The following is a 22813-nucleotide window of genomic DNA, read 5'->3' on the forward strand; positions in this document are numbered from 1 at the left end:
TTTACCAAAAAGGCGGATTAGCTTCCGCCCTACTTTCATTTTTTAATTTGAGTTTAGGAGCCAACGGTCATCTTCATTCACCTCTTGATATAGACTGCGTTCGCTCTTGTGTTTGATTTTTTGATAGGCCAGGCGTTCCCCGTCAATGGGAACCTTGCCACAATAGACATAGCCCAACTTCAGCAAGATATGTTGCATAGCCTTATTTTGCTCGTGGGTATCACAACGGAAGTCTGGTCCCTTCTGGCCTTCAATCAAGCCCTGCAAGAAAGTCTGACAAAACTTTTGACCACGAACACTGGCTGACACTGCCACACGATGAAAGGTCGTATAGACTGGATTATTGTGCTGCCATTTGCCGTCATAGATCGCCTCATAGGCCTCTTCCTGACCACGATGAACCGCCGCATAAGCCACAATCTTGCCATCTACCAAGCCCACATAACCCATACCAGACAAGATATCCTCGATTGCCTCACTCGCGCTTGGATACTCTCCCTGCCATTGGTCAATGCCAGAGGCCGCTAAGTAAGCTCGTGCCTCTTGAAAGATTGCTTCGATAGCCCCGACTTCATTGGGATGTGCCAGACGGATTTCCATTAGGCATTCTCCGCAGCAAATTTCTTCATGAAGTCAATCAAGTCTAAAACGCCTTGACGTGGGAAGGCATTATACAAGGAAGCACGCATGCCGCCAACGGAACGGTGACCCTTGATGTTCTTAAAGCCAGCTGCCGTTGCTTCTTTGACAAACTTAGCATCCAATTCTTCGCTTGGTGATACAAATGGAATGTTGGCCACTGAGCGCTGTTCCTTGATGCGAACAGGGTTGGTATAGAAAGCAGACTGGTCAATATAATCGTAGAGCAGAGCAGCTTTTTCGCGGTTGATTTTTTCCATTTCATCAACGCCACCGATTTCTTTGACCCATTCAAAGACAAGTTTTGAAATGTAGATAGAGTAAGCTGGCGGTGTATTGTAAAGTGACTCATTGTCTGCTTGGATACGGTAGTCCAGCATGCTTGAAAGTACTGGCTCGTCGTTGAGGAAATCTTCACGGACGATAACCACTGTCACACCTGCAGGGCCTATATTTTTCTGAGCACCTGCATAAATCATGGCAAAATCTTCCACATTATAGCGAGCTGCCAAGATGTTTGACGACATGTCACCAATCACAGGTACACCATTGGTATCTGGAATATCATAAACTGCAGTTCCTTCAATTGTATTGTTGGTAGTCAAATGCACATAGGCTGCATTTGGGTCGATGTCATTTTTGTCAAATATAGGCAATTCTGCATAGGTAATTTCCTCAGAAGAACCCAGCAAAATTGGCTCAAAGTCAATAGTTTTAGACAGCTTGACAGCCTCAGTATAGGCTTTCTTCCCCCATGAACCACCAGCCAAATAGTAGGCTTTCTTGCCCTTGGCAAAATTGAGCGGAATCATGGTAAATTCAAGGGATGCACCACCCTGCAAGAACATAACCTTATAGTTATCTGGAATAGCCATCAGCTCGCGCAGGGTCGCCTCAGCACCTTTAATAATATCGTCGAAATCCTTGGAGCGATGGGACATCTCCAACACACTCATTCCCGAACCATTGTAATCCAAAAATTCAGCTTGTGCCTTTTCCAGCACTGGTTTTGGCAAGACTGCAGGACCTGCAGAAAAGTTGTAGATTGTCATAAAAACCCTCCAAATTAAGATGAGCCTATTATACCACATGAAAATGAAATTTCACCATTATTTTCCATTTTTAGTGACTAAATATTCGGTTTATCAGCAAATTTTTCGAAAAATTTCATATATTATTCTGAAATAAACTTGTTTTTATACATTTTTCTAAAATTATATTATAAAAAGACCAGCCTAAGCCAGTCCATGATAGAGGTCATATACTTCTTGTTTTTTTAGTTGATAGCGTTTGGCAACTTCTTTAATAGCTTGATTTGGTTTGCGACCTACTGCGATTTCTGCCTCGACTTCCGCTACCAAATCGACCTGGTCTACGGAAGGAATTTCCTCATCGCTAGCTCCAGCTACAATAATCAAGCATTCGCCTTTGAGGGGTTTATCTGCTAGAAAATCCAATAATTCTGAAATGGTCCCACGTTGGTATTCTTCGTAAAGCTTGGTCAATTCACGAACGACCGTCACCTGACGATCTCCGTAGACAGCGAGCATATTTTCCAAGGTATCAGCTACACGATAGGGAGATTCGTAGAAAATCTGTGTTTCTGGATACTGTAGCTTTTGCTGGAAAAATTCCTTTTGCTGACCTGATTTTCGCGGTAAGAAGCCATAAAAAATATGAGGCTGTGGAGCTATTCCTGATCCAATTAAAGCTGTGATCCCAGCCGAGGCACCAGGCAGGGCAATGACTGGAATATCCTCCGCAATGGCAGCCTTAACCAAATCATGACCCGGGTCTGAAATAGACGGTAGGCCTGCATCCGAAACCTGGGCCAAGGATTGACCTGATTTAAGCAAATTTATCAGCCCAGGAATTTTTTCATGGGCATTATACTCGTGAAAGGAAGTCTGCTTGGTTTCAATTTCGAACTGCTTTAGGAGAAGTCCTGTATTGCGCGTGTCCTCAGCTGCAATCAGATCAACATTTTTCAGCGTGTCAATAGCCCGCAAGGTCATATCTTGCAGGTTACCAATCGGTGTCGGTACCAGGTAAAGACTGCCGTAAGCTGTTTGTCCCTTAAATGATTTTTGTAGTTTCATCTTACTCTCGATTCAATATGACATCACAGAACATACATGGTTCATCATTGTCCCGACGTTGACCGTAGAAGTCATTGCAAATATGGAAACCATCCAAATAAATAGCCTCCAGATTGCCTAGACTTGAATGCGTCGCCCTATTTTCAGTAGCAATCTCTTTCTTCAAACGTTCACGAATCTTGGCATTTTCCAATCGCAAAGCTGTATTCTCATCAATCACAGCCTGGAGATTTTTCTTAATTGATTCTACCTCAGCAAGAGTCTCAAATAAATTCTGCGAGAACCCATCCAAGGCATGAAAAATATCTTTTTTATCCATCTTATACTTTCTATTCTAACTAAGAGTGAGGTATTCTAGACAATTTTGCAGACTAACATTAGACTGCCACATTTTCTTCACCGTCAGCAATGTATCCAGCCTATCACGCGCATCCGCTTTGTCCAGATTCTCCGCCAAAAGGATAGTCAGTAAATCCAGCAATTGCCCCTGCTCCACTTTTTCAGGCACAAGCCCCACCAGGGTTCCTGCCTGTAAATAAGCCAGATTAGGCTGCTCCTGCAGGAGGTCAATGAACTTTCTCGCCTGGACCAAGGCCTCCAAAAAGGACTTGTTTTTAGCTAGCTTTTGAGCTTCATCTTGACTGGAAACCAGCTGAGCCAATAAACTAGCCTGGGTCTTTAGCAAACCAGATTCTTCTAAGCTGCGTTCCAAAAGCGCCAGATTCTTGGGAAATTGGACAATCTGTGTCCGACTTTTGATGGTTGGCAACACTGCTTCCAATTGATTGGTCAACAGAAAAATATAGATTTCTGACTGGGGTTCTTCTATGACCTTCAAGAGCGAATTGGCTGCATTGACGTGCATCTTCTCCGCATCCTTGATAATAAAGACCTGCTTCGATGATTCAAAACCAGATTGAGAAAAATTCTTCACGATTTCGCGGACCGCATCCGTCTTTATGGTATTGCCCTGGGGTGATAATATGGTCACGTCCGAAAATTCCTGGCTCTCAATCAAACGGCAGGTCCGACACATTTCGCAGGGAAGGGAGTCTGTCTTTTCCGTACAGAAAATAGCCTTGGCTAAAAACAGAGCCATTTCAAAATTCCCAAAATCACCAGAAAACAGATAGGCGTGTGCCAGATGGCTCCCTTGTAAAATATGCACGAAATCTTCAATCAGTTTCGGCTGCAAGTTGCTTAAATTCTTATAATTCATTTGCTTTCAATAGTCGCTCTTGGATGATACCGAGCGCGTCCTGGACAACAGCCTCTAGGGGCTGGCTGGCATCAATTTTGACAAACCGCTCTGGTTCTTTTTCCAAAATGGCCAAATAGCCTTGTCGGACTCTTCTGTGCATGTCCGCTTTTTCCATATCCAACCGGTCCACATCGCGTTCAGCATTGCGGGCGATTCTTGCCAGCCCTTCTTCGGCATCTATGTCGAAATAGAGGGTCAAATCGGGCTTGACCCCATCCGTCGCATAGTGATTGAGCCAGTCAATATCGGCAATATCTAGACCACGACCATGTCCCTGATAGGCCACTGAAGAGTCAATAAAGCGGTCAATAATGACCATCTTCCCTTCTTGGAGTGGTGGCAAGACTTTCTCAATCAAATGCTGTCTCCTAGCAGCAATGAACAGCAGGAGTTCCGTTTTATGATCCATGGCTGTATTGGCCGGATCAAGAATGATTTTCCGGATGTCTTCTGCGATGGCAACTCCACCCGGTTCTCTAGTAGTAATCACTTCCAGACCAAGTACCTGTAATTTAGGCAAGAGCTCTTGCAAGACCGTTGTCTTTCCAGCCCCATCTGGTCCCTCAAATGTAATAAAATGACCTTTTTCCATGATTACCACCTTTTTCATTGTTCTCATTATTGTAACAAATTTCAGCAGAAAAAGCACTTACAAATTGACTTGTATTTCAATAATAAATGACGTACAATATTAGTATATATAAACTCACATAGCTGAAAATCTTGTCGTGCCTAAGGAGAGACTATGCTACGTATTCGAAATATTTTGACCATCATGATTGGCAGTGCCTTGTTTGCCTTTTCTTTGAACTATCTGGTCATGCCCAATCACCTATTTGAAGGCGGAGTGACTGGACTGACACTCATTCTCTACTACTTGTTCAACATCCAGCCCTGGTTGATGAACATTCTCGTTAATATTCCGCTATTCGTCATCGGCTGGAAATTGCTAGGCAAAAAAGTTCTTTATTTAAGTATTCTGGGAACCTTTAGCGTTACGCTTTGGCTGGCAATTTTTGAAAAATTCCCCTTGGCTATCAATCTGGAACATGACTTATTTTTGGTCAGCACCTTTAGCGGAATTTTGATGGGAATTGGACTGGGTTTGATTTTTAAAGCTGGGGGAACTACTGGCGGTAGTGATATTATCGCCCGTATCGGTCATAAGTATCTGCCCTATTCAATCGGTCAAATCATTTTAGCTGTCGATATGATCATCCTGACCTTTATCGTCCTTGTTTTTAAAGACTTGAGACTGGTCCTCTATACCCTGATGATGGTGGCCATTGCTACTCGTGTCATTGATTTCATTTCAGATGGTGGCTATGGCAGCAAGGGCCTGATGATTATTTCCCAGAAATCGCAGGAAATTGCTACTGCTATTGATGCAGAGATAGAGCGCGGTGTTACCTTTATCAAGGCCGAAGGATTTTACAGTAAAACACCAGTAAATATGGTTTATTCGGTCATTTATAAGAGCCAACTCCAGGAAACCAAGGAACTGATTCACCGCATCGACCCTCATGCCTTCATCACCATTACCGACGCCCACGAGGTCTTAGGGGAAGGTTTTACACTGGACAAGAATAAACAACCGCTTGAAAAACATTGAACCCTGGCCTCCTATACTCGGTCCATATAAAAAGTCCTTGTTGAAACTTGTAAGGACTTTTTTATCTTTTTTATCTTGTTTTCCAAGCTATTCTACTTCAATATCATAGACTTGATAGGCTCAAATGTCCGACGGTGAATGGGTGTCACACCATGTTTTGCTAGGCCTTGTAAATGCTCTGCAGTACCATAGCCAGCATTTTGGGCAAAGCCATAACCCGGAAATTGACGGTCGTAGTCTGCCACCATCTGGTCCCGCGTCACCTTGGCAACAATAGAAGCTGCTGCGATGGACAAACTGTTGGCATCACCCTTGATGATGGAAGTCTGCTGGATGGTAGTGTCTAATGTCATGGCGTCAATCAAAAGGTGCTGCGGTTGCTGGTCCAGCTTTCCCAAGGACTCCAACATGGCTAATTTAGTCGCCTCGTAGATATTGACTTGGTCGATGATGTGATTATCCATCACACCAATTCCCACAGCTACTGCCCGCTCCATAACCTCCTCATATATGGCCTGGTGCTTGGCTTTGGGGATTTTCTTGGAATCGTTGAGGTGACGAATTTTGCAGCCCTTGGGCAAGATAACAGCTGCTGCCACCACGGGACCTGCTAGAGGGCCACGCCCGACCTCGTCGATACCAGCAATGAACTCCACCCCATTTTCATAAAGGGCTCTTTCGTAACATAGCATAGCTTCTAAGCGGGCATCTTCTGCTGCTTCTTTTTCCAACTCCTTACGGCGTTTCTTGATGGCAGCCTGGACCCCTGCTCGCTCATCCTGAGCTAAGTCCGCCCAGACAGGGCTGTCTAGACTGTCCACCTGGGCCAGCAGAGCAGTCACTTCCTTAATCGTTGCCATCTAAGTCACTCACCTTGTCTAATGTATAAGTGCCTAAACGCCCGTCCCGAACGTCCTTGACAAAGAGATTGTAAAAACGGTCATAATCATCACGGAAGCCTAATTTTTTTGTCCAGTCCATGATGAGTTCAGGCGTTTCCTGCTCCAAATCCATGCCCTTGAACCGCTCTTGTAGACGTTCTGGGTAGTTGGCTTTGAAGTAGTCCAAACCAAAAATAGTCACCTCATCCATGGGCAAGAGCTGATCCTTAATGGCACCAGTCAGAGCCAACTTGAGACCGACTTCCTGGTCTTCAAACTTAGGCCAGAGAATACCTGGTGTATCTAGGATTTCAAGGTCCTTGTTGGACTTGAGCCACTGTTGGCCTTTGGTCACACCTGGTTTGTTACCGACAACGGCGATTTTCTTCCCTGCCAGACGGTTCATGAGGGTAGATTTTCCTGCATTTGGAATACCGATAATCATGGTCCGCAAGGTTTCTTTTTGAATACCTCTCTCGCGGAGGCGTTCAATCTTCTCTTTCATCAAGCTTTTGGCTGCGTCGGTCACCTTTTTCACCGTCGCTTGCTCTTTTGAGTTGATGGCAAGGGCACGAATTCCCTGACCTTCAAAGTAGCTCTGCCATTCTTTTGTACGGACAGGGTCTGCCAAATCAACCTTGTTGAGAATCATGAGCTTGGGCTTGTCTCCGACAATCTTGGTCAGCATGGGGTTTTGGCTGGATAGGGGCAAGCGGGCATCGACCAAAATGGTCACGAAATCCACGTGCTTAATATTTTCCTGAACCTGACGGCGCGCCTTGGACATGTGCCCCGGAAACCATTGAATAATTGCCATGGGATTAAAACTCCTTTACTTTGGGCTTTTGTGAGCCTAACTTGATATTATTTATAAGAAATGGGCAGTTATTGGGCAAAATCAAGCTTTTTAATATAGATAGCTAACTCATCTATTCTACCATTTTTTTTTATTTTCGTCTTCATTGTTTTATTTTCTTTTTGTCCTTATATCTCAGAAATTCTTCAAATCGGTCAATTTGAACAAAAAATTGTTTTATGTGATGGATTAATAACTGCATCTCGAAATTTTTTACTCTTCTTCATTTCACGTAGCCATCTGTTCAAAGTGTGTATAGACAACCCATACCAAATTTTTAAAATGGTTTTCTTATTACCCCAGCCACTTTCGATACCAAAATTCATATCCGATACTTACTATTTTTTGAATTCATAAATTGATCCACTTTCTTAACTCAAAAATAGTATGCCACAATTGCAGTGAAATTTAGACAAAAAAATAACAATAAGTCTTTTTCTGATGAAAAAAGTTACATAGAAGTGATTAAATAAAGATTGTTCAACGAAGAATAAGTTGATAACAACAATAGGCGAGGGTACTTCTCATGATTCGTTGTTACTACATCTTATTGACGACCATGAGACCTCACGGGATAAGTCGTACATTTTTCCTCGTTTACACAAGATATGAGGACCTTAGTCCGAGTTCAATTACACTCGTGAATTACGCATTTAGGTTACGACTACCTTTTTGTATTTTAGTTTTCTGAGCCACCTTGTACGCTATATACGCCTTCGTATCACGTTTCTGTTCGTAGTTCCACAATTTCGCTATCCCTTCCTCTGACGATCTTGGTTTCTAGCGTCAGAATTAAAACGGTCTCTCCCCAGACCGTTTTAATCCGCTACCTCACGATAGTCAGGCTTGGGAGTCGCTATTGGGTTCACCTGTAGCGGGTGCCAACGGAGGACTTCCACCTCAGATGTACGACATGCCCGTCGTACACAGAAAAAGACAAACAGGCTCTATGAGACTGTAGTGGGTAAATCCACTGTAGAGATTATGGAGCCTTTTAGAGTGTAGAAAAAAGCCCCATATGACCTATAATGAAAAGCGAAAAAACTATCATTTAGAGAGACTCATATGGAACAATTCAATTTTATCACACAACTACTCGGAATTAAAGACCCTAATATCATTATTTTGGAGATTGTGGATGCCAGGAGCCGCAAAGAGGTCATCGCTAAGCTGGATTACCCTGCTCCCAAATGCCAACATTGCCAAGGGCAGATGGCCATGTACGACTTCTAAAAACCATCCAAAATACCCTAAAACCGGGACCAATTGGTCAGCAAGAGCAGCCGCTCGGTCATTCAAGAGTATATCGTCACGCATGGCTCTTCCCCCACATTCTTATTTGACATATTTTCTCACATTTTCATGCAATTTTCAAGATTTCAATTGGCTTGTAGGCAAGAATTTCTATAAGTAACGAAGGAGGGATAAAATAACTGCCAACGTTACAAGGAAAATGATGGTGAGGTAAAAATAATTCCGTCTCTGCTTGTTTTTCTTAGGCTCAACATAGCGAGCTTCCTTGATCTGTTTCTCAATCGCTTCATCCAACAAGGGATTACGTTTCTCTGTCATTTAGCGCTCCTCCTTCCCAAGTAACTGTTGGTATCCAGTAACAGATTCATTGCTAGTTTCTTCACGCTGCAAGGCCACCATCTGTGGATAAGATGCAGCAAAGCCTGCCAAGGCCATCACCATGTTAGTTGGCTGGCTGGCATCAAAGCGGTGGGAAGCTGGAATCAGATCACGGTTATGAACGGTTTGCTCAAAGGCCAAAATCACCATATTTTGCTCAAAGGCCTTGCGAACCGCATCCATTACTTCTCCACTATGATTGATATCGAGGTAGATATCGCATTCTTGGAACAACTGTTGCAGTTGTTTCTGTGAAATATTTGGATAGAGGGTAATATTTGACTTCGCTTCAAAAGCCATCAATCGTTGAGACATTTCTGTCAATGCGCCGATATGGAAGTGGAAGTCTGGTAGTGCTTGAGTTAGCTCCTCTAATTTCTCAATCTGATCCGAGTTGGTTAGGATAAGGATTTCCTTTCGTCCAGCATTCTCACGCAAGCTTGGATAGATATAACCTAGGTAAGCAATCTTGGCCTTTTGTTCTTCCGGCAAGATATCCATCATCTTCTGATAAACCTGACGCTGCTGTACCAATACACGTTGTGTACGAACGTGGGAAGAATTCAACATGACCTTCATGTTTCCTGGGATGTCCTCCTGGATACCTTCCTGCCAAAATAGGACATCTTGACCTGCTTCTGGACTGTTGTAGGAGAGGAAAAAAGGAGTCGATAAAGAGTTGTACCAAATCTCTGACAATTCCCAGCCCATTTCCGCAAAATAATGGCGGAACAATTCCACACGATTGTCAAAGAAATACACTTTTCCCTGCCAGTTTAACTGAATGTCACCCGTCATGAAATTCTCAACCAAGACCTCTTGTTTTGCCTGATTGAAATAAATACGGCTAGTCACCTTCTGCTCGGCATTAAAATAGGTTCGTGCAAACAACCAACCAAAGCGATTGTAGTGGTCTGTAAAACGTACCTTTTCATTTGGTCCAAACCAGTCAACATTTTTGATGCGACGGAGGTGCTTGGGTTCGGCATAAAAAATCTTTGCCTTCCGTTGGCTGTAATCCCAGACTTCCCCTTCACCATTGGTCCCTGTAATTTCCCAAAAAGGAGGGACTTGGAGTTGGTTGAAATAAAGCGAGCACCCCTGACCTGTCTCCATTTGGCAATAGTATGAATAGGCAGAGGTCACACCTTTTGGTAGAAAACCATCATCATTAATGACAACGACAGGACCTTGGAAACCTGCCTGAGTCAGTGAATAATACAGATCCTTACTAGCCTGATGGAAGCTATCATATAATTGAATCATTTTAAACCTCCTCAATAAAGCGCAACCACGCTTTTTCCAATTCGACCGTCAGAAATTCCTTGGCACGGTCATAGGATGCCGCCTGCCAGTCTTCCAGCTGACCTGATTGGAATAGGTCCAGCAGTTTTTCGGCAAAGAGTCGGCCATAGACAGTCGGATCATCAATGTCCAAACGACTGATCAAGCTACCATTTTGCCCATCCCGCACAAAGGTTTGGTTGCCATAAGGAACATCCAAGCCAATAATCGGCAGCCCAGAACCAATGGCTTCCATCAAGGTCAAACCAAAACCTTCTGAGGTCGAACCTGCCAAGTAGGCTTGGTAGTGTTTATAAACCTCTGTTAAATCATGGTGCCCCATCAAGCGAATAAAAGAGGACGCATCGTGTTCTTTGATCATAGCTTCCAAGCGGCTACGTTGCCCACCCTCACCATAAATATCAAACTGAAGATCTGGCAAGTGTTTTTGGGCCTGAATCACCGCATCCACCAACCAATCAATGTGTTTTTCACTAGCCAGTCGCGAACAGGTCACCAAAGAGAAAGGACGACGATCCCCTTCGGGCTGGCGCAATTCATCCAAACTACCAACTGGTAAAGTAAAAATTTTCGGGCGGAAAGGCGTATAGGTCTCAAATTGGGCCGCCAGCGTTTCCGCTTGCGCCTTGGTTGAGGTAATAAAGGCATCAATCTTATCCGCATTCGAAAACTGATATTCGTAATAGTTATTCCAAAGAATGGTTTCTTCCGTCACAGAATTCATATTGTAATGCTCTGCATGAATCACGACCGCCACACGGGCCTCCCCTCGGTGGCGCAGAATCGCCTGACCTGTCCCAGTAGCACGATCAATCAAGATAATGTCCTCTTTTGTCAGAGCCAATCGGTCCAACATGCGACCAATCAACTCCTCTTTTGTACAAAGGATAGCATCAGGAAAACGGAAGATACTCTGGTCACCAGAACAGTTTTCTTCATAGGCGATAGAACCATCTTCGTTGAAAAATACCCGCACATTTAAAACAGGTGCATTATCCACTGGAGCATAGTATTCCGAAAACATCTTGGTATAGCTATAGTAGTCCTTGCGAATCAGCTTCCCTTTGGAAAGAAACTCTACCTTTTGCACATAGTCTGGATGATTTTTCCGTGTAAACACCAAGATGACCAAGTCCTTGTCTTTATGCTGGTATTTGACAGATTCGGGGCTCTGTGAAACCTTGACAAAATCAGAATCTAGACTGGCTTCAAACTCCATCAAAGGATAGGTTGTCGCTGCAATCTTGACATCGGTAAAAAAGCCATAGAGCCAGATAATTTCCTGGTCTTCAAAGCCAATATTGGCTGTAAAATGAGCCAGGTTTTCTCCTTGAAACATATCTGTAAAAATAAATTTACTATCTTGGCCAATCTTTCTAAAAATGCTGGCCCGATAGGCTTGGGCATACTCTACTCCGCTGCTGGCCCAACCAATTCCACGGTTGACATTATAAATGGTCATCTTCTGTTCCTTTTCTTATACAAAATAAATAGAATGTTTTCCATCTTTCGATTGCTCTATGGTACTGAGCATAACATTTCGAGCGATTTTCTGTTTGACAAAATCAGACATCTGTTTGTAGGAACGCAGGGATTCTTGGTAGTATTCGGACATCCCATCCCTCTGGGCTGTAGATCGTGTTGTGACAACCCCCTTCAATTGTTGGAGACTGTCAACTTCTTCGACCCAGCACTCATCAATTGCCTTCAAAACAGACAGACGATAGAACTCTGACAAAGCTTCTTCTGACTGCAAAAGCATCCCTTTTTTAGCCACTTCTTCTTCCACCAATTTTAACAAATAGTTCTTAACGTCCTGGTCATCGTCCAAGTCTAAAGCTCTTGGGAAATACCTGAAAGCATAGCTATAGTTGTCCAAGATATAGCGGCGTAGCTGATGGCGTGTTCGCTCCTTGTTCTCGGTCAAATAAGAATCGATCACTTCTTCCATGATCTGGCGGACATTTTCCGCCAAGTTCGCATCATCGAGAATCAAGCGGTCCCGCAAGCCATAAATCTTCTGGCGCTGGACTCGCAAGCTTTCATCAAAGCGAATAGTTGATTGACGAGCACTGACAGCATTATCCTCACTCTTTTCTTGAGCTTGATGAATAGCCGCATGGAAGCGACGACCTGTCAAAGCTCGACCATAATTTCTACGATCTTCACGATTATGCTTTTTAAAGTATTTTTTGACCCATTCCGGACCATAGTTGGTCAACAATTCATCTTCCAAGGAGACAAAGAACTGAGACATGCCTGGTTCACCTTGACGGCCTGCTCGACCGCGCAACTGCCAGTCCATCCGACTATTGGCCATCCTCTCGGTTCCAACAACTGCCAAACCACCCAATTGTTCCACACCTGGTCCCAACTTAATATCAGTCCCACGGCCGGCCATAATAGTCGCACAAGTCACCGTCCCCAACTGACCAGCCTCTTTGATAATCAAGGCTTCTTTTGCCACATTATTAGCTGTCAATGTTGAATGGGCAATGCCTTCTTGCAAGAGCAGTTGCGAATAAATTTGGGTGATTTCCACAGTTCCAGAAATCAACAGCACAGGTTGTCCCTTGGCATGCAGCTCCTTAACTAGCTCCATCGTTGCATACAATTTTTCTGGAAGAGTGGTATAAATTTTATCTGGATAATCGATTCGTTGAATCGGCACATTGGTCGGAATGGAGATAACTGGAACCTTATAAGTCGAAATCAACTCATCCTCTGCCTGGTGTCCTGTACCTGTCATTCCTGCAAGTTTAGGGAACATGTTGAAGAGGCTTTGATAGGTAACTGAGCCCATGGCACGACTTTCTTTGGTTTTCTTCACATTTTCCTTGGTTTCCAAGGCTTGGTGAATACCAGATTGTAGACGGGTGCCTTCTAACACGCGTCCTGTTCGATTGTCCAAGAGTTTGACCTCATCATCCTGTACCACATAATCATAATTTTTCTTGTAGAGATAGTGGGCCCGTAAGGCTAGGTTGATATGGCGATTGAGCTCCCAGTTGTCTGCATTGTAAATGCTCTCTTCTGCGAAATAGTGTTCCGCATAGTCATTTCCCTTGTTCGTCAAATAGACTTCTTTTTTATCTGGGTCAAAGTAAAACTCCTCTTCTCCCAAAGTTAGTACAAACTGATCGCAGATATCGTACATATTGGATTGAACTCGAGGGGTCCCTGAGATGATGAGAGGAGTTTGGGCGCTATCTAGCAAGACCGCATCCGCCTCATCAACAATAACATAGTTAAAGTCACGTAGGAACTTCTCGCTCTTTGAAGAAGCAAGGTTATCAGACAGGTAATCAAAACCCAGACCAGCACCTGTTACATAGGTGATATCGGCTCCATAGACCATTCGTTTAGTCTCTGCATCTCCTTCTTGGTCATCATCATAGACACCAAGACCAACAGTTAGGCCGAGAAACTCATAGACCTGCCCCATTTCCAGAGCATCCCGCTTGGCCAGATACTCATTGGTGGTGACCAAAATCGCGCCTTTTCCTGATAAGGCATTGAGGTATAGGGGCATTGTCGCCGTCAGGGTTTTTCCCTCACCAGTCTTCATCTCCGCAATGGTCCCTTGATGGAGGGCAATTCCCCCCATCACCTGTACATCATATGGAAATTGACCTAGGACACGGTAACAGGCTTCCCTACAAACCGCAAACGCTTCTACCAGTATATCGTCTAGGTCCTCTCCTGCTTCCAAGCGCGCCTTAAAGAGACTTGTTTGATTCGCCAAGTCTTGATCGGTCATCCCTTCATAGGTATCGGACAGAGCATTAATCTGTCTGGTTAATTTTTTAATCTTTCTCAACCGAATCTGATTCAGCAAAGAAGTCTTGTATTGCATGGTTGCTATTCCTTTATCCTTTTTGGTGAATCAAGCGGCTCACCAATCTTAGTTCCTCAGGTTCCTGATCTGATGTGTAGCTACTGACCTGATTTCTTTCTATCAAAGGTTTGGCGCTATTTTCAGGTCCATAAATCGCAATATGGAAGAATTCCACCTGCCGACAACCTGCACTCATTAGGGAAATCCGATAGGTGAAGGCATCTTTAGGAAAGGTAAATTCTTCTTGCCCATTTCTGAGGATATCCCGTTGGATTTCCTCATTCTGGCGATTGAAATATTGAATTTGAAAATAGGCGGTCTGTTCAGGCGTGATGGTGACCTTTTGCTCTAGGCGATAGGTAACTCCTGGATAGAGCAAGGGGAGTTCTGGACAGGAACGATTGGCCTGGTAGTTAGTCCGAGATCGCCATGTTTTAATGGGTTTACCTGGTGAAAAATGAAGATTCTCAAAAAAAATCGAGTCTTTCTGTATCTGTATCATTGAACCGTACAGGTAGTTTACACCTGGGGTTACTCCTGTCCAGAGTAATTTTTGCACTAACGCTTCTACCATTACATGTCCCTTCCAAAATCATTTTTTAGAATCTTATGGTACTGAGCCATAAACCAACGGTTGATGGCTCGACTATTGTCGTTGTGTCGGCCTTCATACCCCTTACAGAAAATATGGACATCCTTATCCGCCAAATAATCAATCAGGCGTTCCATAGCATGGCCATCATAGTCATCCTGCTCCATATACGCAATCGCAAATTGAGTCGTATGAAAATCTGATTCGCCAAATTTATCCCAGAATCGTTGGTTAAAGGCTTCAACTGAGGCAGAATCAGCTCCACCGACAACATTACGAATCATGTCACCACTGGTTTCAAACTCGCCGGGACGCTTCAACTTCAAATTAGAAACAGTCTCTCCTAAGTTTGTAAACGGCTTCCCGACGATAACAGCATGGGGATTAAAATGAGACGCATAGTACAAGCCACCAAATGCTCCCATTGATAGACCGGAAAGAATAAGTTGGTTCGAATCAAATCCCAAATAATCCAAAGCTTCTTGAATCGCAGATTGTAAATGACCTTCTAATTCATCTGTTCCAGAATAGAAGCATCCTCCCTCCAAACGTGGATCGGCTATGAGTAGAAAGGGAGCTCCCAAGCGTTTCATCATGAAGAAACCTTCAAATCCTTCCGCTCCACGAAAACCAGAGAAATAAACATTCAAAGGTGGTTTCATATCTCCAGGGTTAAAGTAATGAAAAATTTCTTGGCGCTTGGCATCCGAATGACGCTTGCCCCCTAAGATAAAACGACCAAGTCCAGAACGCGAATAACGCCAATGGAGTACACCAGTCTTGATAGATCCTGTCCCTCTGGCAGAAACAGACACACTATAGAAACCAACCTCTGGATGTCGTGCTAGAACATAAGGTTCTTTCATTTCTTCTTCACTCAAGATCTGTTTCTCAAAAACATCCGCTAAAGATCCCTTACGGATCAGATCCAACTCTAGACGAAGTTCACAGTCTCCATTTTTTATGTATTCCAACCAGATTTCAAGAGACGTGGGAAAGGTCCCCAAGTTATAACGAAATGTCATTAGAGGTTGAAAATCCTCCCCGAAATCACCTGTAAACGTAACACCGACATTGCCCTCATAATCAACTTGACCTGTAAAGTTGGGATTAACATCAATCTCAGGGATCTTTAACTTAGCCCCATATTGTCCTGAAAAAAGGTTCATATGGAGAAAAGCGATCAACTCTTCCTGGCTTCCCTGTATAGGTAGGTAAGACATCACCTTTCTGCGGTAAAAACCAGTCGGAGCTATATCAAAGACCTCCACATTTTCTGTCATAAAGACAGCGTAAGCTTCGATGTTATTCATCAAAGGTTCAAGTTGCTTTTCCGACAAAGAGTCAGTCACTAGGATTCCTGTAAAGTAAAGTGGTACCTTGGGATTTTCTCCCATTTCTGCTAATTTTTCAGCAGGAATTTTTGCCAAAGCTGCATCGTTTAAGTCTTGGAGAAGGTCTGCAATGCCTTCTGCACTCGTATAAAGCCATTCCAGGTCTTCTGGAAGCTCCTTTCCTTTCGACCAATCTTGGCTTCCTATCTGTAAAATTTTCATTCTGTTAGCCTTTATTTTCTAATAATTCTTTCCATTGATCAATAATGCGACCGCTAGTGTAGTCCCCCATTTTTTGAACAGTTGAAACAAGGGACCTATTCCAGTTTGTCAGACCATCAAAGTAATAAGCGACTGCTTCTGTCAGGTCTTTAATTCCCGTCACAATCCAACCATTTTCCCCATGCGTTACATACTCTGAAGCTTGGTGATTGACTTGTGGGATTCCGGCGCTAATACTAGCAATCTGAGTATAAAGATGCGGAACCTGTCCCAAATCCAATACCAATCGAGTCGTATCTAATTGGCGAATAATCTGATTTTCATTGGTAAAGGTATGGAAGCGAATGCTGGACAAGGTCATCTCTTGATCCTCTTCCAATTGGTTTTCACCAGCCTCTTCCGATACTTTCATGAACCGAGCAAGTGTGTATTTTTCCTGCAGAAGAGCAATCATTTCACTTTCCAAAGCCTTCATATTGCGTGCACGTTCATAGCTGACAATATCCAATTCAATCAAGGGATTTTCTTCCATTAACTGCAATAAAACATGCAGGGTTTGTAAATAGTCTTCACGGCTTGCGCCGTCTATCTGCCAGTAAATAATCAATTCCTTGACCGTCTGACTGCGTCCTAAACGCAAACGTGTATCAAACGGCGTCACCTTGCTGACATGGTGAGCAGGGGTTCCCAGCTGGGCCAAACTGTACTCAAGGGCCAGCTTGTTTTTCTCCGAATCCACTACCAGGACATCACCTTCTTGAGCAAGACGCTTTAAGTCACTGCCCACTTGGAGACTGTAGCGGTCACCACTAAAGGACAACACTTTTTTCTGTTGTTCAAAAGCATCCAACAAGAGGCGATTGTGTTGCTCATGGACTGCAATAACCAAGTAGTCTTGTTCTGTCATACGCAGACGTTTGAAGAAGAATAACTTCTCTAAAATCAAATCATCCCAGCTCTCATAAGCCAGCTGGAAGAATTCCTGATCTGCACGTGGGTTGATGGTAATGAGATTGGAAGCTTTTGTCAAGTGCTCACGAACCTGCCAGACCCCTTTTTCATTCAGATAATCCTGATGGCTAGGCTTCCCATCTGAAAAATAAAGGATACTCGATAAAAATCCACGATCGTCGAACAGGTAGTGGTAGGTGACTTCATTCTCCTTAAAGTATTCCACTTTCAAGAGATTGCCGCTTTCAGCAAAATGTACTTCCGCAATCCGTTCATCCCCAATTTTGACCAACAAGGCAAAGGGAGTATAGACAAAACGTGCCCCCTGTGGCCAAGTCAAATCAGTTACCTGGAGCACCTTGGTATTTTTACTTTGGATATTTTGAATCTCGTCAAAGAAGGACCAGTAAGGGGTTGAAAGAATATCTTGACGGTGCAAAAAATAGCGCAAATGAGGTTGGTACCCCAACAAGAGCATCATCGTTTCTTCGCCCGCAGCCTGGAAGGTCTTCAATTGATTCACTGCATCGTCAAAGGTCATATTTTCAATGGCACGAAACCATAATGGGGCTTCCATATACCACTTACGATTTCCTTGATACCAGGATGGGACAAAATAAAACATAGTAACTCCTTTAAATAATCTCGTCGTATTCTCTCCATGAACGAAGAATACGAACCTGTTCCACTATGCCCAACAAAAGGGTAGTGACAATATAAATATTGTTGATCAACAGTGCGATACTGATTTGCCCTTGCTGGCTCCACACCAGGATCAAGGGCACACCTCCCATCAAGCAGGTATAGATCGCACCAACCAAGGTTAAACGATTTAGATAGAAGGAAATGTACTTCCGAGTTGCCTCTCCTGGACGAACATTCTCGATATAGTCCCCACTTTTCTGCATATTTTCCGCGACTTCAGTCGGGTCTATATTGAAGTAGGCAAAACCAATTGCTAAGATGAAGAGCAAGAAGATATACACCAGAATCCCGAGTAATTCTGAAATACTCACCTTCCCAACCAGCTCCTTCAATATAGGATTTTCTGGAAAAATCTGCAACATAGCTGAAATCAGAATTGGTGGCAAGGACATCAGCGTCATCGCATACATGAAAGGCATCCCTCCTGCCGGCGTCACCCGAATTGGGATATAGGTGGATTCGGCAAATGCACTGATAATCATTATCCGTCGAATCGGAATCCGATACTCTGCTCGATAGATGACAACTGTAATCCAAATCAAGGCAGAAGCGATTAATGCAATCACCGCAATCGTCAACAAAAATTCGAGGCCTCCCAATCGTTTTTCTAAAAAATACCGGATGATATTAATGATAAAAGTTAAAATCATGTTGGAGACAATAATAACCGATGGGCCTCCTAAGCCCTTACGGCCATTCACATTTGCCAACCACATGAGGACAAAACTACCGGCAATCATCACTACCATTGTAATTCCCCTTACGATTGGGAGTGAATAGTCACCAAACTGACTAAACTGATAGTACTCTGATAGGGAACTAACCCCAATGGACTGGATCAAGGCTACAATAAACATCAGTAACATGCGGTAGCGATGGCTTTGTTGGGCAGTTAAACCTTTAATTGTCTTAAAGAGCGTCAAAAAACGCCACAAGATCATCCCTGTCATCCAAGGACTCAGCCCGAGAGAAAATAGATTCAGGGTCGAAAACTGACCACCTGTTACCATGGCCAAGTTCTCCAAGGCACTATCTAATTTATATGCACCCGCTTCAATGCCTGCAACAGGAAGGGTTGCGATTGGGATATATTTCCCCAACATATAGACAAATACGATGCCAATCATCCAGGTCAGACGGTTAGCTAGATTAGAAGAACGATAGTTTCTCCATATATTTTTCATAATATAAACTTCCTATTCCTTATCATATCTAGGGATAAGACCTTATTTATCCCCACATATGATAAATCGAAGTCGCCCTCGTTAAAGGGCAGCTTCGATTCAACTAGTATGACTTGTTCATTCTTATTCGCTGTTTCAAGAAAAGTGTTAAAAAATCATTTTTTTAACTGCGTTTTTTGCTCATGTCTTACTAGTTTTAAATATGTCCAAAAGAGTCTCCCAATTTTAGCACTATTGCTAGGCTAAGTCAATAAAAAGACTGTGAAAACACTAAGTTTTTTTAATGAATACATTTTCAATTTTCCTACGGAAAATATAGCTAGTTGGCACATATTTTTCCTTTTTTGAGGCTACTATTTTTAGGTTAAATGAATCTAAAAAATCTTATGCGCCAGCTTTTTCCATAAAAACTGCTAGCCGTTCTATTACTTATCTATTAGTGTACTGTTTCTTTGTCTATTATTCAACTGATTATCGGTTTTTCCATATTTAAATCATAACTTGATACAAAGAAAGTAGCTGGCATTTGCTAGCTACTTTTCTTTTTGACTTCTAGCTTTAATTACTTTTCTTCTTCGTCTTTTTTGCGACGTTTGTACAAAGCACCAAACAAGAGGCCTGCTCCAAGCAATCCTGCCCAAGATGACGACTCCTCACCTGTACTTGGCAATACTGCTGACTTACGAGGAAGCTGTGAATCCTGTGAAGGAGTTGATTCAGATACTGATTCAGATACTGACTCAGGTACTGATTCACTGATTGACTCGGATACAGATTCAGAAATGGATTCAGAGACCGACTCTGATATTGATTCTGAAACTGATTCGATATCTATTGGAGGTAGTGGTGGATTTACTAAACCTGGACCATTAGAGTGAACTTCTACACTTGACTCGGAAATGGATTCTGAAACTGATTCAGACACTGACTCAGAAACTGATTCAGAAATTGATTCTGATACTGACTCAGAAACTGACTCTGATACTGATTCGCTGATTGACTCTGATACTGATTCAGATACAGATTCTGATACTGACTCAGAGATTGACTCTGATACTGATTCTGAGATTGATTCAGAAACGGACTCAGAAACTGATTCAGAAATTGATTCTGATACTGACTCAGAAACTGACTCTGATACTGATTCAGATACTGACTCAGAGATTGACTCAGATACAGATTCTGAGATTGATTCAGAAACGGACTCAGAGATTGACTCTGATACTGATTCAGAAATTGATTCTGATACTGACTCTGATACTGATTCAGAAATTGATTCTGATACTGACTCAGAAACTGACTCTGATACTGATTCGCTGATTGACTCTGATACTGATTCAGATACTGACTCAGATACAGATTCTGAGATTGATTCAGAAACGGACTCAGAAACTGATTCAGAAATTGATTCAGATACGGACTCTGATACTGATTCAGAAATTGATTCTGAAACTGACTCAGAGATTGACTCTGATACTGATTCAGATACTGACTCGCTTACTGATTCAGAAATTGATTCAGATACTGACTCAGAAACTGACTCTGATACTGATTCAGATACTGACTCAGAGATTGACTCTGATACTGATTCTGAGATTGATTCAGAAACGGACTCAGAGATTGACTCTGATACTGATTCAGAAATTGATTCTGATACTGACTCTGATACTGATTCAGAAATTGATTCTGATACTGACTCAGAAACTGACTCTGATACTGATTCGCTGATTGACTCTGATACTGATTCAGATACTGACTCAGATACAGATTCTGAGATTGATTCAGAAACGGACTCAGAAACTGATTCAGAAATTGATTCAGATACGGACTCTGATACTGATTCAGAAATTGATTCTGAAACTGACTCAGAGATTGACTCTGATACTGATTCAGATACTGACTCGCTTACTGATTCAGAAATTGATTCAGAAACTGACTCGCTTACTGATTCGCTGATTGACTCTGATACTGATTCAGATACAGATTCTGATACTGACTCAGAAATTGATTCAGAAACGGACTCAGAGATTGACTCTGATACTGATTCAGAAATTGATTCAGAGACTGACTCTGATACTGATTCAGAAACGGACTCTGAAACGGACTCGGAGATTGACTCAGAGACGGATTCAGATACTGATTCTGATACTGACTCAGAAATTGATTCTGATACGGACTCAGAGACGGATTCGCTGATTGATTCAGAGATTGACTCAGAAACAGATTCAGAAATTGATTCTGAAACTGACTCAGAGATTGACTCGCTTACTGATTCAGAAACGGACTCAGAGATTGATTCTGATACTGACTCAGAGATTGACTCAGAAACAGATTCAGATACTGACTCAGAAATTGATTCTGATACTGACTCAGAGATTGACTCAGAGACGGATTCGCTGATTGATTCAGAAACGGACTCTGAGATTGATTCAGAAACCGACTCAGAGATTGACTCTGATACTGATTCAGAAACGGATTCAGATACTGACTTGGATACTGATTCAGAAATTGATTCTGATACTGACTCTGATACTGATTCAGAAATTGATTCAGAAATTGATTCTGATACTGATTCTGAGATAGATTCAGAAATTGATTCTGATACTGACTCGGAGATTGACTCAGAGACGGATTCGCTGATTGATTCAGAGATTGATTCAGAAACGGACTCAGAGATTGACTCAGAAACTGATTCAGAAATTGATTCTGAAACTGACTCAGAGATTGACTCTGATACTGATTCAGATACTGACTCGCTTACTGATTCAGAAATTGATTCTGATACTGACTCAGAGATTGACTCTGATACAGATTCTGATACTGACTCAGAGATTGACTCAGATACAGATTCTGAGATTGATTCAGAAACGGACTCAGAGACGGATTCGCTGATTGATTCAGAGATTGATTCAGAAACGGACTCAGAGATTGACTCAGAAACTGATTCAGAAATTGATTCTGAAACTGACTCAGAGATTGACTCTGATACTGATTCAGATACTGACTCGCTTACTGATTCAGAAATTGATTCTGATACTGACTCAGAGATTGACTCTGATACAGATTCTGATACTGACTCAGAGATTGACTCTGATACAGATTCTGAGACTGATTCGCTTACTGATTCGCTTACTGATTCTGATACTGATTCAGAAATTGATTCAGAAATTGACTCAGACACCGATTCTGAGACTGACTCAGACACTGATTCTGATACTGATTCAGAAATTGACTCAGACACTGATTCTGATACTGACTCAGAGACTGATTCAGAAATTGACTCAGACACCGATTCTGAGACTGACTCAGACACTGATTCTGAGATTGACTCAGATACTGATTCTGAAACTGACTCTGATACTGATTCTGAAGTTGATTCGCTTACTGACTCAGAAATTGACTCCGATACCGATTCTGAAATAGATTCTGATACTGATTCAGAGACTGATTCTGAGACGGATTCGCTTACTGACTCAGAGATTGACTCTGATACCGATTCAGAAATTGATTCTGAGATGGACTCACTTACAGACTCTGAAATGGATTCTGATACTGATTCAGAGATTGACTCGCTGACTGACTCAGATACTGATTCAGAGATTGACTCGCTGACTGACTCAGATACGGATTCTGATACTGATTCAGAGATTGACTCGCTGACTGACTCAGATACTGATTCAGAGATTGACTCGCTGACTGACT

At 42.7% G+C, this 22813-nt stretch carries 18 protein-coding genes and 2 pseudogenes; 2 read left to right on the top strand and 18 right to left on the bottom strand.

What is annotated here, in order from left to right; genetic code table 11:
* Positions 1-42 precede the first annotated feature (42 nt).
* The 6 genes from ACHBID_RS08060 to tmk form a co-directional block, all read right to left on the bottom strand.
* Positions 43-600 carry a GNAT family N-acetyltransferase gene (locus ACHBID_RS08060; protein WP_394732042.1) on the bottom strand — a complete coding sequence of 186 codons (558 nt, stop codon included), beginning with the start codon at positions 598-600 and terminating at the stop codon, positions 43-45.
* Positions 600-1691 (bottom strand): 3-phosphoserine/phosphohydroxythreonine transaminase, encoded by a 1092-nt coding sequence (gene serC / locus ACHBID_RS08065; protein ID WP_105160041.1) that lies wholly within the window; start codon positions 1689-1691, stop codon positions 600-602. The genes ACHBID_RS08060 and serC overlap by 1 nt, the downstream gene beginning before the upstream one ends.
* Positions 1692-1874: 183 nt before the next feature.
* Positions 1875-2738, bottom strand: coding sequence for a 16S rRNA (cytidine(1402)-2'-O)-methyltransferase (rsmI, locus tag ACHBID_RS08070; RefSeq protein WP_105160040.1), 864 nt, complete (start codon positions 2736-2738; stop codon positions 1875-1877).
* A gap of 1 nt (position 2739) precedes the next feature.
* Positions 2740-3057 (bottom strand): DNA replication initiation control protein YabA, encoded by a 318-nt coding sequence (yabA, locus tag ACHBID_RS08075; RefSeq protein WP_105111418.1) that lies wholly within the window; start codon positions 3055-3057, stop codon positions 2740-2742.
* A gap of 15 nt (positions 3058-3072) precedes the next feature.
* A complete protein-coding gene (locus tag ACHBID_RS08080; protein WP_105111417.1) occupies positions 3073-3957 on the bottom strand; it encodes a DNA polymerase III subunit delta' in 885 nt (294 codons plus the stop codon).
* A complete protein-coding gene (gene tmk / locus ACHBID_RS08085) occupies positions 3947-4591 on the bottom strand; it encodes a dTMP kinase (RefSeq protein WP_105111443.1) in 645 nt (214 codons plus the stop codon). Before tmk ends, ACHBID_RS08080 begins: the two co-directional genes overlap by 11 nt.
* Positions 4592-4744: 153 nt before the next feature.
* Here tmk and ACHBID_RS08090 point away from each other — a divergent pair, with 153 nt between their 5' ends.
* Positions 4745-5611, top strand: a complete 867-nt coding sequence (locus tag ACHBID_RS08090; RefSeq protein ID WP_105160039.1) for a YitT family protein — start codon at positions 4745-4747, stop codon at positions 5609-5611.
* A 92-nt stretch (positions 5612-5703) separates the two neighbouring features.
* Here the strand turns inward: ACHBID_RS08090 and ACHBID_RS08095 are convergent, their stop codons facing one another.
* Together ACHBID_RS08095 and ylqF are read right to left on the bottom strand one after the other, a co-directional pair.
* Positions 5704-6471, bottom strand: coding sequence for a ribonuclease HII (locus ACHBID_RS08095; protein ID WP_394732040.1), 768 nt, complete (start codon positions 6469-6471; stop codon positions 5704-5706).
* A complete protein-coding gene (gene ylqF / locus ACHBID_RS08100) occupies positions 6458-7309 on the bottom strand; it encodes a ribosome biogenesis GTPase YlqF (protein ID WP_105160037.1) in 852 nt (283 codons plus the stop codon). The genes ACHBID_RS08095 and ylqF overlap by 14 nt, the downstream gene beginning before the upstream one ends.
* Before the next feature lie 1104 nt (positions 7310-8413).
* Between ylqF and ACHBID_RS08105 the strand changes: the two are divergent.
* Positions 8414-8578: pseudogene (locus ACHBID_RS08105) on the top strand (ISL3 family transposase); the annotation flags it as partial.
* Positions 8579-8752: 174 nt separating this feature from the next.
* Here ACHBID_RS08105 and ACHBID_RS08110 read toward each other — a convergent pair.
* The 10 genes and pseudogenes from ACHBID_RS08110 to ACHBID_RS08155 all read right to left on the bottom strand — a co-directional run.
* Positions 8753-8920: a hypothetical protein gene (locus ACHBID_RS08110; RefSeq protein ID WP_161943337.1), complete on the bottom strand. Its 168-nt coding sequence runs from the start codon at positions 8918-8920 to the stop codon at positions 8753-8755.
* Positions 8921-10246, bottom strand: a complete 1326-nt coding sequence (gene gtfB, locus ACHBID_RS08115; RefSeq protein ID WP_394732037.1) for an accessory Sec system glycosylation chaperone GtfB — start codon at positions 10244-10246, stop codon at positions 8921-8923.
* A 1-nt stretch (position 10247) separates the two neighbouring features.
* Positions 10248-11747 (bottom strand): accessory Sec system glycosyltransferase GtfA, encoded by a 1500-nt coding sequence (gtfA, locus tag ACHBID_RS08120; RefSeq protein WP_394732035.1) that lies wholly within the window; start codon positions 11745-11747, stop codon positions 10248-10250.
* A 15-nt stretch (positions 11748-11762) separates the two neighbouring features.
* Positions 11763-14141, bottom strand: coding sequence for an accessory Sec system translocase SecA2 (gene secA2, locus ACHBID_RS08125; RefSeq protein WP_394732033.1), 2379 nt, complete (start codon positions 14139-14141; stop codon positions 11763-11765).
* Positions 14142-14154: 13 nt separating this feature from the next.
* Complete coding sequence (gene asp3 / locus ACHBID_RS08130) at positions 14155-14697, bottom strand: accessory Sec system protein Asp3 (RefSeq protein WP_172058948.1); 543 nt, start codon at positions 14695-14697, stop codon at positions 14155-14157.
* Positions 14697-16271, bottom strand: coding sequence for an accessory Sec system protein Asp2 (gene asp2, locus ACHBID_RS08135; RefSeq protein WP_394732032.1), 1575 nt, complete (start codon positions 16269-16271; stop codon positions 14697-14699). The genes asp3 and asp2 overlap by 1 nt, the downstream gene beginning before the upstream one ends.
* Before the next feature lie 4 nt (positions 16272-16275).
* Entirely contained in the window at positions 16276-17847 is a 1572-nt protein-coding gene (gene asp1, locus ACHBID_RS08140) for an accessory Sec system protein Asp1 (protein WP_394732030.1), read from the bottom strand.
* 10 nt (positions 17848-17857) lie between these two features.
* Positions 17858-19111, bottom strand: coding sequence for an accessory Sec system protein translocase subunit SecY2 (gene secY2 / locus ACHBID_RS08145; protein ID WP_394732028.1), 1254 nt, complete (start codon positions 19109-19111; stop codon positions 17858-17860).
* Positions 19112-19673: 562 nt separating this feature from the next.
* Positions 19674-20036 (bottom strand): LPXTG cell wall anchor domain-containing protein, encoded by a 363-nt coding sequence (locus ACHBID_RS08150; RefSeq protein WP_394734393.1) that lies wholly within the window; start codon positions 20034-20036, stop codon positions 19674-19676.
* Between the two features lie 714 nt (positions 20037-20750).
* Positions 20751-22796: pseudogene (locus tag ACHBID_RS08155) on the bottom strand (DUF445 family protein); the annotation flags it as partial.
* Positions 22797-22813 lie beyond the last annotated feature (17 nt).

The organism is Streptococcus sp. A25 (assembly GCF_043674095.1).
Lineage (GTDB): Bacteria > Bacillota > Bacilli > Lactobacillales > Streptococcaceae > Streptococcus > Streptococcus suis_V.

Excerpts from the sequence above, each read along its gene's own strand:
- ACHBID_RS08060 (WP_394732042.1), bottom strand. The coding sequence starts at position 600 with ATGGAAATCCGTCTGGCACATCCCAATGAAGTCGGGGCTATCGAAGCA.
- serC (WP_105160041.1), bottom strand. The coding sequence starts at position 1,691 with ATGACAATCTACAACTTTTCTGCAGGTCCTGCAGTCTTGCCAAAACCA.
- rsmI (WP_105160040.1), bottom strand. The coding sequence starts at position 2,738 with ATGAAACTACAAAAATCATTTAAGGGACAAACAGCTTACGGCAGTCTT.
- yabA (WP_105111418.1), bottom strand. The coding sequence starts at position 3,057 with ATGGATAAAAAAGATATTTTTCATGCCTTGGATGGGTTCTCGCAGAAT.
- ACHBID_RS08080 (WP_105111417.1), bottom strand. The coding sequence starts at position 3,957 with ATGAATTATAAGAATTTAAGCAACTTGCAGCCGAAACTGATTGAAGAT.
- tmk (WP_105111443.1), bottom strand. The coding sequence starts at position 4,591 with ATGGAAAAAGGTCATTTTATTACATTTGAGGGACCAGATGGGGCTGGA.
- ACHBID_RS08090 (WP_105160039.1), top strand. The coding sequence starts at position 4,745 with ATGCTACGTATTCGAAATATTTTGACCATCATGATTGGCAGTGCCTTG.
- ACHBID_RS08095 (WP_394732040.1), bottom strand. The coding sequence starts at position 6,471 with ATGGCAACGATTAAGGAAGTGACTGCTCTGCTGGCCCAGGTGGACAGT.
- ylqF (WP_105160037.1), bottom strand. The coding sequence starts at position 7,309 with ATGGCAATTATTCAATGGTTTCCGGGGCACATGTCCAAGGCGCGCCGT.
- ACHBID_RS08110 (WP_161943337.1), bottom strand. The coding sequence starts at position 8,920 with ATGACAGAGAAACGTAATCCCTTGTTGGATGAAGCGATTGAGAAACAG.
- gtfB (WP_394732037.1), bottom strand. The coding sequence starts at position 10,246 with ATGATTCAATTATATGATAGCTTCCATCAGGCTAGTAAGGATCTGTAT.
- gtfA (WP_394732035.1), bottom strand. The coding sequence starts at position 11,747 with ATGACCATTTATAATGTCAACCGTGGAATTGGTTGGGCCAGCAGCGGA.
- secA2 (WP_394732033.1), bottom strand. The coding sequence starts at position 14,141 with ATGCAATACAAGACTTCTTTGCTGAATCAGATTCGGTTGAGAAAGATT.
- asp3 (WP_172058948.1), bottom strand. The coding sequence starts at position 14,697 with ATGGTAGAAGCGTTAGTGCAAAAATTACTCTGGACAGGAGTAACCCCA.
- asp2 (WP_394732032.1), bottom strand. The coding sequence starts at position 16,271 with ATGAAAATTTTACAGATAGGAAGCCAAGATTGGTCGAAAGGAAAGGAG.
- asp1 (WP_394732030.1), bottom strand. The coding sequence starts at position 17,847 with ATGTTTTATTTTGTCCCATCCTGGTATCAAGGAAATCGTAAGTGGTAT.
- secY2 (WP_394732028.1), bottom strand. The coding sequence starts at position 19,111 with ATGAAAAATATATGGAGAAACTATCGTTCTTCTAATCTAGCTAACCGT.